We start from the raw sequence: 14409 nt of genomic DNA, 5'->3' as shown, positions 1-14409 counted from the left end.
GGAGAGGGGACCGCTGGTTTTCTCCCTCGCCCCTTTGGGGAGAGGGCCGGGGTGAGGGGAACCATCCGCACCGAGCCAAAACAAAAAGCCCCCGATGTCACTATCAGGGGCTTTTTTCTATCTCACGACCACACTTACTTGTAAGCAGACTGGTGCACGCCTACTGCACGGCCAGACGGGTCGTCCATGGTTTTGAACGCTTCATCCCACTCAATCGCTTTCGCGGAAGAGCATGCAACGGACGGGCCGCCAGGGACGCATTCCGCAGCGCTTGGCACCGGGAACAGCTCTTCAAAGATTTCACGGTACAGATAGCCTTCTTTAGACGTTGGCGTGTTGTACGGGAAGCGGAAGTGCGCGGTTTCCAGTTGCTGACTGGTCACCTGTTTTGCCGCCACTTCTTTCAGCGTATCAATCCAGCTATAGCCTACGCCGTCGGAGAACTGCTCTTTCTGGCGCCATGCTACGCTTGCTGGCAGGTAAGATTCGAAGCACTCACGCAGCACGTGTTTTTCCATCTTGCCGTTGCCGCACATTTTGTCCTGCGGGTTGATGCGCATCGCCACGTCGAGGAATTTTTTATCCAGGAACGGTACACGCGCTTCCACGCCCCAGGCGGACATCGCTTTGTTGGCACGGGCGCAGTCGTACATGTGCAGCGCCTGCAGTTTACGCACGGTCTCTTCGTGCAGCTCTTTGGCGTTTGGCGCTTTGTGGAAGTACAGGTAGCCGCCAAACACTTCATCAGAACCTTCACCGGATAAGACCATTTTGATGCCCATCGCTTTGATTTTACGCGACATCAGGTACATCGGCGTAGAGGCGCGAATGGTGGTCACATCGTAGGTTTCGATGTGATAAATCACGTCGCGAATCGCATCCAGACCTTCCTGCACGGTGAAGTGAATTTCATGGTGCACGGTACCCAGGTGGTTTGCTACTTCCTGCGCGGCTTTCAGGTCAGGAGAACCTTCCAGGCCAACGGCGAAGGAGTGCAGCTGTGGCCACCAGGCTTCTGAGCGTTCCTGATCTTCAACGCGGCGTGCGGCGAATTTCTTGGTGATAGCTGAGATAACCGACGAATCCAGACCGCCGGAGAGCAGCACGCCGTAAGGTACGTCAGACATCAGGTGGCTTTTTACCGACTCTTCCAGGGCCTGGCGCAGTTCGTTCTTGTCGGTCACGTTGTCTTTAACCGCATCATAGTCGAACCAATCACGCTGATAGTACTGGCGGATTTCACCGTCTTTGCTCCACAGGTAGCTCCCGGCTGGGAATTCCTGAATGGTGCGGCAAACCGGGGTCAGCGCCTTCATTTCGGAGGCAACGTAGAAGTTGCCGAATTCGTCATGGCCCATGTACAGCGGGATAATACCGATATGGTCACGGCCAATCAGGTAGGCGTCTTTTTCGCTGTCGTACAGCGCGAAGGCGAACATGCCCTGCAGGTCGTCGAGGAATTCAGGACCTTTTTCCTGATACAGCGCGAGGATAACTTCGCAGTCAGAACCGGTCTGGAATTGGTAGCGGTCGCCGTATTCTGCGCGCAGCGCCTGATGGTTATAGATTTCACCGTTGACGGCCAGAGCGTGCGTTTTCTTTTCGTTATACAGCGGCTGAGCACCGGCGTTGACGTCAACAATCGACAAGCGTTCATGCGCGAGAATCGCTTTATCGCTGGCGTAGATCCCAGACCAGTCTGGGCCACGGTGGCGCATCAGGCGGGAGAGCTCAAGCGCCTTTTTACGCAGCTCGACCGCATCAGTTTTAATATCCAGTACACCGAAAATAGAACACATAGACTTCTCCGTTAACCCTGTTGTGCTGTGAAATAGTGCGGCGCTGTGCTGTCGCAGCGTCTTTGCATGACTAAAAAAATGCCGCAAAGGGCGAGCGGGCGCAAGGCTTTTTCAGCCTCTGAAAGAAATAATGCAACAGGAGTTAGTGAATACTAAAAAATACGTATGTGTATTCTTCTATTATTGATGAATCGTCATTTTTAAGCGTTATTTTTTGAAGATTCTATTTTATAACTGGCCGGGTGATGTTGCATCTGCGCAGATCGCCCGGCGAGGTTAGCGGTCAGGCAACGCCAAACGGCCAGATGTCCTGTACCGTTTTGTAGAGAATTTGCTGGTGGTCCTGTGGCGATAGCCACGTCATATGGTCGCGGTACAGCGCCACCGCCTCGGCATAGCTCAGTTTATCCAGACAGATAGGCCAGTCGGTCCCCCACATCAGCCGCTGCGGGCCAAAGGCATCGAACACCTGTTTCACCTGCTGCGCGGCGTCTGGATACGGGTACGCCTGCTGAGAAAGCGACCACATGTGTGAAATTTTCACGTACACGTGCGGATAACGCGCCAGCGCCAGCAGTTTATTCAGTTCTTCCGGCTGATGAAGCGGCGAGTCGGCCATATGATCGATAACGACGATAAGATCGGGGTTCTGCTCGATCCACGGGATCAGATCCGGCATGCGGCTGGGCGGTGCCAGAATGGTCATCGGAACCTTAAGGTCAGCCGCCTGACGCCACAATGGCTTCATCAACGGCCCGCGAATCCAGTCGCCGTCGCCTTTCCCCGAGGGACTCAAACGCACCCCGCGAAAGCCGTCTTCGTGCGTTAAACGGGCCAGATGCTCCGGCGCCGCCGGGTCTTCCGGATTAACCCGGCAGATACCCTGGAATTTATCTGGATACTGCCGTAGAACGTCGGCCAGATAGCGGTTATCCCAACGGTAGTGAATGACCTGTACGATCACCGTACGAGCGACGCCGTTCGCGGCCATCAGCGAGAGCAACATTTCGGCGGTGAAATCTTGAGGCGGCGCTTTACGGTCTTTCGCGTAAGGGTAGCGCGGGTCGGTTTTCCAGACGTGCACGTGGGAGTCGATCATGTACGGTGAGGGCAGAGCGGCAAACGCCGGGCGCAGCGCGCAGGCAAGCGGTAGCGCGGCGCTGGCGGTAAGAAATTGACGACGGCTAAGCATGGGTTCTCCTTGCATCAGCCGTTGGTAGCCCTGAGAGCGTCAGAGAAGGTTGTGATAAAGGGTGAACGGACGGATGCGTGAACTGACGAGATACTATAAAACGCGCATCGGCAGGGCGACTCAGGCTAATGCCCAGGAAAGGTTGTGCGATATTGGTGCTGCGAACAAGGTACTGTGATCTCTCCCGGCAAAATGCATTTCGTATTTGTTTCGAGAAGGGGTATTACATAATGATGCTTCCGGCGGGCAGCATTATTGCCGGAAGCATGTCTCTCTCTCTTTAGAAGTGGTAATACACGCCGACACGCACTCGATTCTCGTCATCGCCGTTACTGGCTTTATCGAGATACGCGACATCAATATAAGGCGTGAAATGGTCGTCAATTTTATAGCTCAGCGCGACGGTGTGCTCATAGTTTTCTGTGGAGCCGTTGCCGTAGCGGTAGTCCTCGTCGCGTTTGTGATAGGTAAAGTTGTACTCCATCCAGATACGATCGGTGACGTTCAGGTCGGCCCAGATATTCACTTCCTGGTTGGAATCTTCCGTGTAGTCGCCGTTATAGTCAAAGCTTTGATAGTTGTTCTGGTTATAGCGATAGCCCGCGATCAGCATAAAATTATCGGTAACCTGTACGCCAAGCTTCACATAGGGGTCAAAAGCACTGCCGTTTGATCCCCAGTTAAAGACAAAGCCCGGCCAGAAGAAGAGCCTTGAAGCGAGGGGGATTTTGTAATTACTTTCAATCTCGTTGTAGCGGTTATTAAACTCGTCAAAATACTTACCCTGCCCGGAGGTATTCTGGATACTGAAATAGAGATCGTTATCCAGCTTCATGCCGTATTCCATTTTTGTTTGAAACTGTTCGCTGCCCGACATATAGGCTTCACGGAAGTTTACCCAGGAGTCTGTAATCGTCATTGCCGAGACGGACGTGCTGACAAGGGCTAAGCCCATGGCTGCTGATAACCAGGAGATTTTATTCATTTGATTCATCCATTATTAATTTGAATTATATTTCCGATACGGCTTAATTCGGGTAAGAAGCGTTATTGTTATTTCTCAGGCCATAGTTTTTCGTGTGGAACGCCGGTTAATGTGTGGAGCACGGATTTTGTTTCGGGATCCGTCTCGGCTAATGAGCCTCCATTTTTCAGTCGAGCAATTTCGTTTTTGACAATCTGATGGTTTTCTTTCGAGAGCTTAAAGCGGAAGGCAATGATCGTACTGAGCAATAGCAGGATGACGTTGCCAAAGAAGAATAGACAGGTAATCCCCTGAATAGTGGTGGCTGACTGGGTTGTGCTGGCGGCATCAAAATGCACGAACTGTAAAACGATCCCAATCAACATACCGGCGAGCGCAGAGGTACTTTTGCGGGCGAGCGTCATCACGCCGGCAAAGACGCCTTCACGGCGCTGGCGAGTCACCAGTTCATCGACATCGGGAATAAACGGATAAATATTCCAGATGATATAGACGTAGCCGCCCTTAAAGAATTGATAGACCAGCGAGGTGGCGTACATGATGGGCAGCATCAGCAGCGGCTTCCAGAAATAGAACCCGGCGAACACAAAGAAGCACAGCATGCTGATGGTCAGGCAGATCCTCAGGCACCATGTCTGCCCATAGCGGATCACCATCCACGCCATCAGCGCGTTGCTCCAGCCGGTCAGGAAAATGCCTACCGCGAGCAGGTTTGAGGCCATGACGGCGGTGCTGTTAAGCGAGTAGATAATGAAGTAGATAAAGACGGTGTAAAACAGATCGAGCGAGGTAAACGACAGCACGTACATCGTCAGGTGCTGGCGGAAACAACGGACGCGCAGCGTGGAAGCCATATCGGTGAAGATATGCTTGATGTTGAACCCGCGCCGTTTGGGGGCTTCCTCTACGGTTTCCTGCTTACGCTCCCAGGTTGTGGACCAGGTGACCAGCAGCGCGACCATAAAGATAATGGAGAATATGACGCCATTGATGAAGAAGACCTTGCTGTCGGAAGTGCCGAAATGGGCAAACAGCCTGCCGGGGAGGAAGGTAGCAAGCCAGGTGCTAAAACCGCCGTAAAACAGACGCATTGCGGAGAGAATGCTGCGCTGCTTGTAATCGTCGGTCATCTCTGAGGCCAGCGTTTCCCAGGGGATGATGACCAGGGCTGCGACGATTTCTACGGAAATATAGACGACTAGATAGTAGAAATAGGGCATCCCGGGGATCCACAGCAGAGAATAGATGTAGACCAGCACGGCGCCTAATAATAAAAACAGGCGGCGACGGCCAAACTTGCGGCCAAGTCGGGTATTGCCAATATTATCGGTCAGGTAGCCTACGCAGGGGCTGACAAAGGTATCAATAATTTTGGCAATAAAAAGGATCGACCCCGCTTCAATTGGCGTAAGTCCCGAGAAGTTGGTAAAAAAATACATTAACCAGGCGGCAATAATGGCAAATGCACCGCTGGAAAAAAGATCGGTCATACCATAACCGATATAGGTTCTAAGTTTAATAGGTATAGGGGTGCTCATAGGGTATCTCCAGAAATACACCATATCAGTGAGGTAATCAGAAAACTGGCGAGCAAATGAACGCCAGTTTTGTTTTTTATTGGTTAGGGGTAAATGTTTCTGTTACGAGAATCCTTAATTCCTGATTTACGGTAAAAGTAGGTATTCACCTGGTCTCGCCAGGCTTCGGCATTATTAAGCTGTTTGCTAAGACGGATTTTTACTTCATCGAAAAGACATTTGGGAATATGGCTGTCTACCGCTAACGCATCCCACTGCTGGATAAAATCCTGGACCTGATTAACGCCGTTAAAATGGCTATCGTAAATATGCTGGATAACGGTCTTACCTGAAGGCAGCACGTGACGATATTTCAGGTGATGGAAAAACAGCAGCAGCTCCTGAGGGCAGCGGTTGGGGTTGTTGTACATCTGGCAATTGAGAGGGTGATACTGCTTAACGTAACCCGTACCGCTGCCCTGAGTGCGGTCAACGCCCAGGCCGAAGCGGTTGGCATAGTGGTAAGTTCCCCAACTGTCATATTCGTAGCCATCGATTGACGGACCGTAGTGATGATGAGGCTGTACCATCCAGCCGACGCCGAGCGGGGCGGTATAGTTTTCATAAACCTGCCAACTGCTGAGCAGCATCTGGCTAACCGTGGCAACGGTTTTGGGGTCAGTGGAAAGCGTCAATTTGCACCACTCTTCGGCAAGCTCGCGTTCATCAACTTCAGGGTCCCACAGCAGGCGTCCATAACCGTATAAATTTGCCTGTGCCAGCGGGTGCCCGGTCCAGAAGGGGTGGTCGCCGACGTTCACCACGGCGGTTACCCCGCTATGACGCATCCGGTGATGTTGACAGTGTCCGGCGAGAATATCGCGGATAAGCGCGTCGTGGCTTCCGGGCTGAGTGTCAAAGTTCAGAATGGCTTTCCACTGCGGCACCAGCCAGCAGAGGTCTATCTGCTGACCGGTGTACTCTTGCGTTATCTGTAGCTCCATCACCTTATTGGTGCCAGGCATAGCTCCAAGCAGCGGCGATACCGGCTCCCGCACCTGAAAATCCATCGGCCCGTTTTTAATCTGCAGGATCACATTGTCGTCAAACTGTCCATCAAGCGCAGAGAAGTGGTCCCAGGCCGCTTTTGCCCGATCGGTGCTACGGTCGTACCATTTCTGCTGGCAGTTATAGACAAAACAGCGCCAGTACAGCAGCCCGCCATGTTTTTTCAACGCGCGAGCCAGCATATTGGCACCATCGGCGTGCGTACGCTGATAGGTAAACGGGCCGGGACGGTGTTCCGAATCCGCTTTGACCACGAAGCCGCCAAAATCAGGAATATGTTGATAAATTGACGCCGCCCGTTGCTCCCACCAGGTGATAACTTCCGGGTCGAAGGGGTCGGCGGTGGTTAAATCGCCGGTTTCTATCGGCGCGGCAAAATTAACGCTCAGAAAAAGCTGGATGGCATACTGGCGGAAAATAGCCGCAAGATGAGTGACTTCTGGCAGAAGGTTATCGTCTATCAATGCTGTTTCGTGATGATGCACGTTGACGTTATTGATGGTGAGCGCATTAATGCCCACGCTCGCCAGCAGTCGTGCGTACCGGTGTATCCGCGCGGCATCATAAGAAATTTTATTATCGGCAAAGAACAGTGAACGCCCAGCGTAGCCCCGTTCAATAGAGCCGTCCATATTATCCCAGTGGTTAATCATGCGGATAGCAAAGGCTGGCTTTTGTTTTTTCGCCGTAATAACATTTTCAGGAAGAGCGCTATTTCGTAACAACTCAAACCAGGCGTAGAGGAATCCCTGCCAATCACAGGCAGTAATAGTGATGGAATGGCTGTCCTGAGCAATAAAATATTCCCCATTAACGGAATCATTATTCGACAAAGGCAGAAGGGTAAATCGTAAAGAGGCATTTTCTGCAGATGTTATTGTCAAGGGGGAATCAGCTAATTGCTTGATCTCACTTAGCAATGTTTCGCGGATAACATTGTCTTCTTGTGGAATATGGACCGCGCGTAAATAGCGTATAAGCCAGGTTCCATTGAGGCTGGAAGGTAACCAACAATCTGCAACATGACCGGATGTATTTCCGTTAAAACTGGCGTTCATTATTGACCCTTATTAGTACCATACAAGTATTGAAAGTGAGGGTAATTAGCGCCAGACAATAAATCTATTATAAAAATAGACAGTGGGTTTACGAGAATTCCTTTTTACTCGGTGGATCACATTTTTAACCGCTGCTGGGTGAATGAATTGCGGCCAATGGTATATAAGGCGTGTGGGCGAAGTGAGGAAGGGGGGGGAAGATAAATAGTTTCGAAGTTACTAATTGAAGGGGTGAATGAATATAGCAAAGGGCGACATTCATTCACCTTTGGTGAACATGATATTTAGATAATGTCGATTTCCGCAACGGACGGGTAAATCCACGATGGACGGAACGGCATATTATCGATGTCATCAACGGTAGAGACGCCAGAGAGAACCAGAATCGTCTCCAGACCTGCCTGGAAGCCGGCCAGAATATCGGTGCGAAGATTATCGCCGACGATTACCGTCTGCTCTGAGTGTGCCTGCATTTTGTTAAGGGCGGCGCGGATGATCCACGGGCTTGGCTTGCCAACGACAAACGGCTTACGGCCAGAGATCTTTTCGATACCGGCACACAGCGCGCCACAGGCTGGGTAATAGCCGCGGCCATGGGTGTCTGGGTTCGTGGCGATGAAACGTGCGCCATTGGCCACGAAGAATGCCGCCTTGTGCATCATTTCCCAGTTAAAGGAGCGCGTTTCACCCACGATAACGAAGTCCGGGTTGACGTCGGTAATGGTGAATCCGGCTTTATAGAGTTCGTGGATCAATGCCCCTTCGCCGACTACGTACGCTTTTTTCCCTTCCTGGCGGCGTAGGAAATCGGCGGTGGCCATGGCGGAGGTATAAAACACGCTGTCAGGCACGTCGATGCCTGCGGTGGCGAAGCGGTTCGCCAAATCCTGACCCGTCTGTGAAGGGTAGTTGGTCAGACAGAGAAACGGCATACCTTTATCCAGTACGCGTGCGACGAATTCTGCCGCGCCTGGCACGGCAACGTTGTCGTGCATCAGCACGCCGTCAATATCACAGATTACATTCTGAATGGTCATGGACTACCTGGCGTTTGTTTTTAAAGAGGCGTAATTATACACGTTATCCCCGGCGTTGCCTCTCAGGACTAACCTTCCAACAAATGTTGTAGCAGGATACCGTTGAGCATCGCGCGCTTGACCAGCGCAAATGCGCCAATCGCGGAGCGGTGGTCGAGGGTCGAACGTACCACCGGTAAATTCTTGCGAAAAGCCTTTAAAACCTGCGTGTTGATGCAACCTTCAATGGCGGGCAACAGGACGCGGTCGGCCTCGATGATTTCGCCAGCAATCACCACTTTCTGCGGGTTAAACAGGTTAATGGCAATAGCGATGGTTTTACCGAGATGACGGCCTACATGCTCAATCACTTCGGTTGCCAGCGCGTCACCTTTGTTGGCAGCTTTGCAGATGGTTTTGATGTGGCAATCGTCGAGCGTCACGCGGCTTTGGTAGCCCTGCTCCAGCAGATGGCGTACGCGTTGCTCAATGGCGGCATTGGCGGCCACGGTTTCCAGACAGCCAAAGTTACCGCAGTGGCAGCGCTCGCCGAGCGGATCAACCTGAATATGACCAATCTCACCGACGTTGCCGTTGCGGCCAATAAAAATGCGTCCGTTGGAGATAATGCCTGCGCCGGTGCCGCGATGCACACGCACCAGAATAGAGTCTTCACAGTCCTGGCTTGCACCAAAGTAGTGCTCGGCCAGCGCCAGGCTGCGGATATCGTGACCCACAAAACAGGTCACTTTAAAGCGTTTTTCCAGCGCTTCAACCAGACGCCAGTTTTCCACCGGGATGTGCGGCATATAGCGAATAACGCCGCTTTCAGGGTCAACCAGTCCAGGCAGAATCACTGAAATAGCAATCAACTCACGAATTTTACGCTGGCACGATTCAATAAAAGTGCCGATGGTGTTGAGCAGGGCATGTTCCAGCGTTTCCTGGGTGCGCTCAGGCAGCGGATAGTGCTCTTCAGCAACTGCTTTACTGCTCAGATCGTACAGCGTGAGGGTCGTGTCGTGACGGCCAAGGCGAACGCCAATGGCGTGGAAATTGCGGGTTTCAGTGATGATAGAGATAGCGCGGCGGCCCCCGGTGGAGGCCTGCTGATCGACTTCTTTGATCAATCCGCGCTCAATAAGCTGACGCGTGATTTTGGTCACGCTGGCGGGAGCAAGCTGGCTCTGCTCGGCAATTTGAATACGCGAGATTGGCCCGTGCTGGTCAATCAGGCGGTAAACGGCCGCGCTGTTAAGCTGTTTTACGAGGTCAACATTACCAATTTGAGCTTGTCCGCCTGATGTCATACTTTCTCTTACTCAGTAACGACCTCGTTGCCATTAACGATGGTCTTGATGATTTTAAAGTCGTGCGTGAATGCGGTCAGGTTCGCGACCTTGCCCGGTGCAATGCTGCCAAGACGTTTTTCAACGCCAATGGCGCGAGCAGGGTAGAGCGTTGCCATGCGCAGCACTTCGTCCAGCGCAATATTGGCATGTTCCACCAGATTGCGAACGCCTTCGATCATGGTCAGCGAGGAACCGCTCAATGTACCGTTTTCATCAACACAGAGTCCATTGCGGTAGTATATTGTTTTACCAGCAAAAATGAACTGATCAATATCGGCACCTGCCGGTGCGGTGGCATCGGTTACCAGGCACAGCTTATCGCCTTTCAGGCGCTTGGCGTTACGAATATTGATGTAGTCCACGTGCAGGCCATCAGCAATGATGCCGCAGTAGATTTCGTTTGCATCGAGGATAGCACCGGTCAGGCCCGGCTCACGACCAGACATATAAGGCATCGCGTTAAACAGGTGTGTCGCGAAGGTGATACCTGCGCGGAAACCGACGCGTGCTTCTTGCGCGGTGGCGTTGGAGTGGCCCGCAGAAACAACGATGCCTGCGTTTGCCAGCGCGGTGATGACTTCCGGTGCGACCATCTCTGGAGCCAGGGTCACTTTGGTGATGACGTCCGCATTATCGCAGAGGAACTTCACCAGTTCAGCGTCGGGTTTACGCACGAAGCCTGGGTTGTGAGTGCCTTTTTTCACCAGATTCAGCCATGGGCCTTCAAGGTGCAGACCCAGCGCCTGGTTAGGGTGCTTAGCCAGATATTCACGCATCACGCGGATACCCTGTTTCATCAGGTCGTCGCTGGTGGTGATGAGCGTAGGCAGATAGTTGGTGCAGCCCGATTTCTCGTTGGCTTTCTGCATGATTTCCAGCGTTTCAACGGTGACCGCTTCGGCGGTGTCGTTGAACTGTACGCCGCCGCAGCCGTTAAGCTGAACGTCGATAAAACCAGGGGCGAGAATGGCGCCATTAACGGAACGCTGTTCGACGTTCGCTGGTACATCGGCCAGTGGGCAAATACGTTCAATAAGGCCATTGGCGACGATAATCGCATGGTCATCCAGAATTTCGTGGCCGGTATAAATTCGGCCATGGGTTAATGCATACATTACGACCCCCGGTGTTCTAAAAATTTGTCCCGCAGTAGGCCACGGGACGGTAAGACATTACAGACCTTTGATATTTTCAGCTTCTAATTCGTTGAAATATTTCAGGGTCTTAACCTTCAACTCCATGGTGGAAGGTTCGTCGCAGACGATCAGCGATTTCGGGTGCAGTTGCAGACAGGTGATGGTCCACATATGGTTTACGTTGCCTTCAACCGCTTGCTGCAGCGCCAGCGCTTTTGTCGCGCCTTGTACCAGAATCATCACTTCTTCAGCGTCCAGCAGCGTACCTACGCCCACGGTCAGCGCGTATTTTGGTACCAGCGCCACGTCGCCGTCAAAGAAACGGGAGTTGGCGACGCGGGTTTCATGCGTCAACGTTTTGATACGGGTACGGGAAGAAAGAGAAGAAGCCGGTTCGTTGAACGCGATGTGACCATCGTTACCCACGCCACCCATAAACAGGTGAATTTTGCCGTAAGAACGAATTTTTTCTTCATAACGACGACATTCTGCGTCAACATCCGGCGCGTTGCCGTTCAGCAGGTTGATATTTTCTTCTGGGATATCAATGTGGTCGAAGAAGTTGCGGTGCATAAAGCTGTAATAGCTTTCCGGATGCTCTTTTGGCAGCCCAACGTATTCGTCCATGTTGAAGGTGACGACGTGCTTAAAGCTCACCTGGCCCGCTTTATGCATTTCAACTAATACTTTATAGGTCGCCAGCGGGGTACCGCCGGTTGGCAAGCCGAGGACGAATGGACGGTCCGCGGTAGGTTTGAAAGCATTGATACGGTTAACGATGTGGCGGGCAGCCCATTTGCCGACTTGTTCAGCGTTAACGAGAGGAATCAGTCTCATTCTTCACCTCAAAATGTAAAATGTAAGAAGTTGGCGGATGGCATCTCCGTACACGCTTTAAGCGTCACCTGTTTGCATCGTCAGGGAGCAATCCGTTTTGATTTTTTGAATGATAAAATAAGTTTTCATGGTTAGCCAGTGAAAGGGAGTGGCGATAACAATATTTGGTGACTATAGTCACAAAAAACACGTGTTTAATTTGCGATACGAATTAAACTTCCACACACTCATAAGCCTCAGAGTTGTGATTGCAGTTTACAAGACATCGCAGTGTCATGCTTTTTTGCACAATAAAAAAATGGCTTAAATGAGCCGTATCGGGGTCTCGTAGGGGGAATAAGATGAATATTTTAGGGTTTTTCCAGCGACTAGGTAGGGCGTTACAGCTCCCTATCGCCGTGCTGCCGGTGGCGGCGCTGTTGCTGCGATTTGGTCAGCCAGACTTACTTAACGTGCCGTTCATCGCGCAAGCGGGCGGATCTATTTTTGATAACCTGGCGCTGATTTTTGCCATCGGTGTGGCATCCAGCTGGTCTAAAGACAGCGCGGGTGCGGCAGCACTGGCAGGCGCGGTCGGTTATTTCGTACTGACTAAAGCAATGGTCACCATCAACCCAGCCATTAACATGGGTGTCCTGGCGGGTATCATTACCGGTCTGGTCGGTGGTGCTGTTTATAACCGTTGGGCGGGTATCAAACTCCCTGACTTCCTGAGCTTCTTCGGCGGCAAACGCTTCGTGCCAATCGCCACTGGCTTCTTCTGTCTGGTGCTGGCAGCCATCTTTGGCTACGTGTGGCCACCGGTGCAGAACGCCATCCACGCAGGTGGTGAGTGGATCGTTGGCGCAGGCGCGCTGGGCTCCGGTATCTTTGGTTTCATCAACCGTCTGCTGATCCCAACCGGTCTGCATCAGGTACTGAACACCATCGCCTGGTTCCAGATTGGTGAGTTCACCAACGCAGCCGGTGCGGTCTTCCACGGTGACATCAACCGCTTCTATGCGGGTGACGGCACTGCGGGTATGTTCATGTCCGGCTTCTTCCCAATCATGATGTTTGGTCTGCCGGGCGCGGCGCTGGCGATGTACTTCGCCGCACCGAAAGCGCGTCGTCCAATGGTTGGCGGTATGCTGCTGTCCGTCGCGATCACCGCATTCCTGACCGGTGTTACCGAGCCGCTGGAATTCCTGTTCATGTTCCTGGCGCCGTTACTGTACCTCCTGCACGCGATTCTGACCGGTGTGAGCCTGTTTATCGCAACGCTGCTGGGTATCCACGCGGGCTTCTCCTTCTCCGCAGGTGCTATCGACTACGTGTTGATGTACAGCCTGCCGGCAGCAAGTAAGAACGTCTGGATGCTGGTGGTCATGGGTCTGGTCTTCTTCGTTATCTACTTCGTCCTGTTCAGCGTCGTTATCCGCATGTTCAACCTGAAAACACCAGGTCGTGAAGATAAAGACGACAACGTAGTGACTGAAGAAGCGAACAGCAACACCGAAGAAGGTCTGAATCAGTTGGCAACTAACTACATTGCCGCGGTTGGTGGTACTGACAACCTGAAAGCGATTGATGCCTGTATTACCCGTCTGCGTCTGACCGTAGGCGACTCCGCGAAGGTGAGCGACGCGATGTGTAAACGTCTGGGCGCTTCCGGTGTGGTGAAACTGAACAAACAAACCATCCAGGTTATCGTGGGTGCGAAAGCTGAGTCTATCGGCGACGCGATGAAGAAAGTGGTTGCTCGTGGCCCGGTTGCCGCCGCAGCAGCGGAAAGCGCAGCGCCAGCAGCACCAGCGGCGGCAAAACCGCAGGCTGTGGCTAACGCCGCGACCGTAGAAACCCTGGTTTCTCCGATTACCGGTGATGTGGTTGCGCTGGAGCAGGTTCCTGATGAAGCCTTCGCCAGCAAAGCGGTCGGTGACGGCGTGGCGGTGAAACCAACGGATAAAACCGTAGTTTCCCCAGCAGCGGGCACCATTGTGAAAATCTTCAACACCAACCACGCGTTCTGCCTGGAAACTGACAAAGGCGCGGAAATCGTTGTCCACATGGGTATCGATACCGTGGCGTTGGAAGGTAAAGGCTTCAAACGTCTGGTTGAAGAGGGTGCAGAAGTGAAAGCGGGTGAGCCGATCCTGGAAATGGACCTGGATTTCCTGAACGCTAATGCGCGCTCGATGATTAGTCCGGTAGTTTGCAGCAACAGCGACGATTTCGGCGGTCTGGTGATTAAAGCTGAAGGTCATGTGGTTGCCGGTCAAACGCCACTGTATGAGATTAAAGGTAAATAACTGCTCCTGAGTAAAGTGAGTTAAGTGCCTTAAGCGGCGGGGGAGATCCTCCGCCGCTTTTTTTTGCAGCAAATACCCCCATATTCGGTATTCCACCGCCTTTTTTGTGCAACTAATAGTTGTCTCCGGGCGCGGCTTATAAGATCATGTGCCGTTAT

General features: G+C 52.3%; 10 protein-coding genes. 1 reads left to right on the top strand and 9 read right to left on the bottom strand.

The genetic code is table 11. The features are described from left to right. Positions 1-134: 134 nt before the first annotated feature. From asnB to nagB, 9 genes are all read right to left on the bottom strand, one after another. Positions 135-1799, bottom strand: coding sequence for an asparagine synthase B (gene asnB, locus ACH1XZ_RS10375; RefSeq protein ID WP_395595461.1), 1665 nt, complete (start codon positions 1797-1799; stop codon positions 135-137). A gap of 283 nt (positions 1800-2082) precedes the next feature. After that, positions 2083-2991 (bottom strand): amidohydrolase family protein, encoded by a 909-nt coding sequence (locus tag ACH1XZ_RS10370; RefSeq protein WP_395595460.1) that lies wholly within the window; start codon positions 2989-2991, stop codon positions 2083-2085. Positions 2992-3271: 280 nt separating this feature from the next. Continuing rightward, positions 3272-3976, bottom strand: a complete 705-nt coding sequence (locus ACH1XZ_RS10365; protein WP_395595459.1) for an oligogalacturonate-specific porin KdgM family protein — start codon at positions 3974-3976, stop codon at positions 3272-3274. A gap of 68 nt (positions 3977-4044) precedes the next feature. Beyond that, positions 4045-5514 carry an MFS transporter gene (locus tag ACH1XZ_RS10360; protein WP_395595458.1) on the bottom strand — a complete coding sequence of 490 codons (1470 nt, stop codon included), beginning with the start codon at positions 5512-5514 and terminating at the stop codon, positions 4045-4047. A gap of 83 nt (positions 5515-5597) precedes the next feature. Continuing rightward, positions 5598-7286, bottom strand: a complete 1689-nt coding sequence (locus ACH1XZ_RS10355) for an alpha-glucuronidase (RefSeq protein ID WP_395595457.1) — start codon at positions 7284-7286, stop codon at positions 5598-5600. Positions 7287-7903: 617 nt separating this feature from the next. Then, complete coding sequence (locus ACH1XZ_RS10350; protein ID WP_106924677.1) at positions 7904-8656, bottom strand: HAD-IIA family hydrolase; 753 nt, start codon at positions 8654-8656, stop codon at positions 7904-7906. 68 nt (positions 8657-8724) lie between these two features. Further along, on the bottom strand, positions 8725-9945 hold the full coding sequence (gene nagC / locus ACH1XZ_RS10345; protein WP_035892684.1) for a DNA-binding transcriptional regulator NagC: 1221 nt from the start codon (positions 9943-9945) through the stop codon (positions 8725-8727). 8 nt (positions 9946-9953) lie between these two features. Then, positions 9954-11102 carry an N-acetylglucosamine-6-phosphate deacetylase gene (nagA, locus tag ACH1XZ_RS10340; protein ID WP_395595456.1) on the bottom strand — a complete coding sequence of 383 codons (1149 nt, stop codon included), beginning with the start codon at positions 11100-11102 and terminating at the stop codon, positions 9954-9956. 57 nt (positions 11103-11159) lie between these two features. Next, positions 11160-11960, bottom strand: coding sequence for a glucosamine-6-phosphate deaminase (nagB, locus tag ACH1XZ_RS10335; RefSeq protein ID WP_185669358.1), 801 nt, complete (start codon positions 11958-11960; stop codon positions 11160-11162). A gap of 341 nt (positions 11961-12301) precedes the next feature. On the opposite strand from nagB, the gene nagE reads away from it, so the two are divergent. Further along, complete coding sequence (nagE, locus tag ACH1XZ_RS10330) at positions 12302-14251, top strand: PTS N-acetyl glucosamine transporter subunit IIABC (RefSeq protein WP_333495028.1); 1950 nt, start codon at positions 12302-12304, stop codon at positions 14249-14251. Positions 14252-14409 lie beyond the last annotated feature (158 nt).

Source organism: Kluyvera chengduensis (genome assembly GCF_044197065.1).
Taxonomy (GTDB): Bacteria; Pseudomonadota; Gammaproteobacteria; order Enterobacterales; family Enterobacteriaceae; genus Kluyvera; species Kluyvera ascorbata_C.
This window is presented reverse-complemented; position numbering and strand designations above follow the sequence as displayed.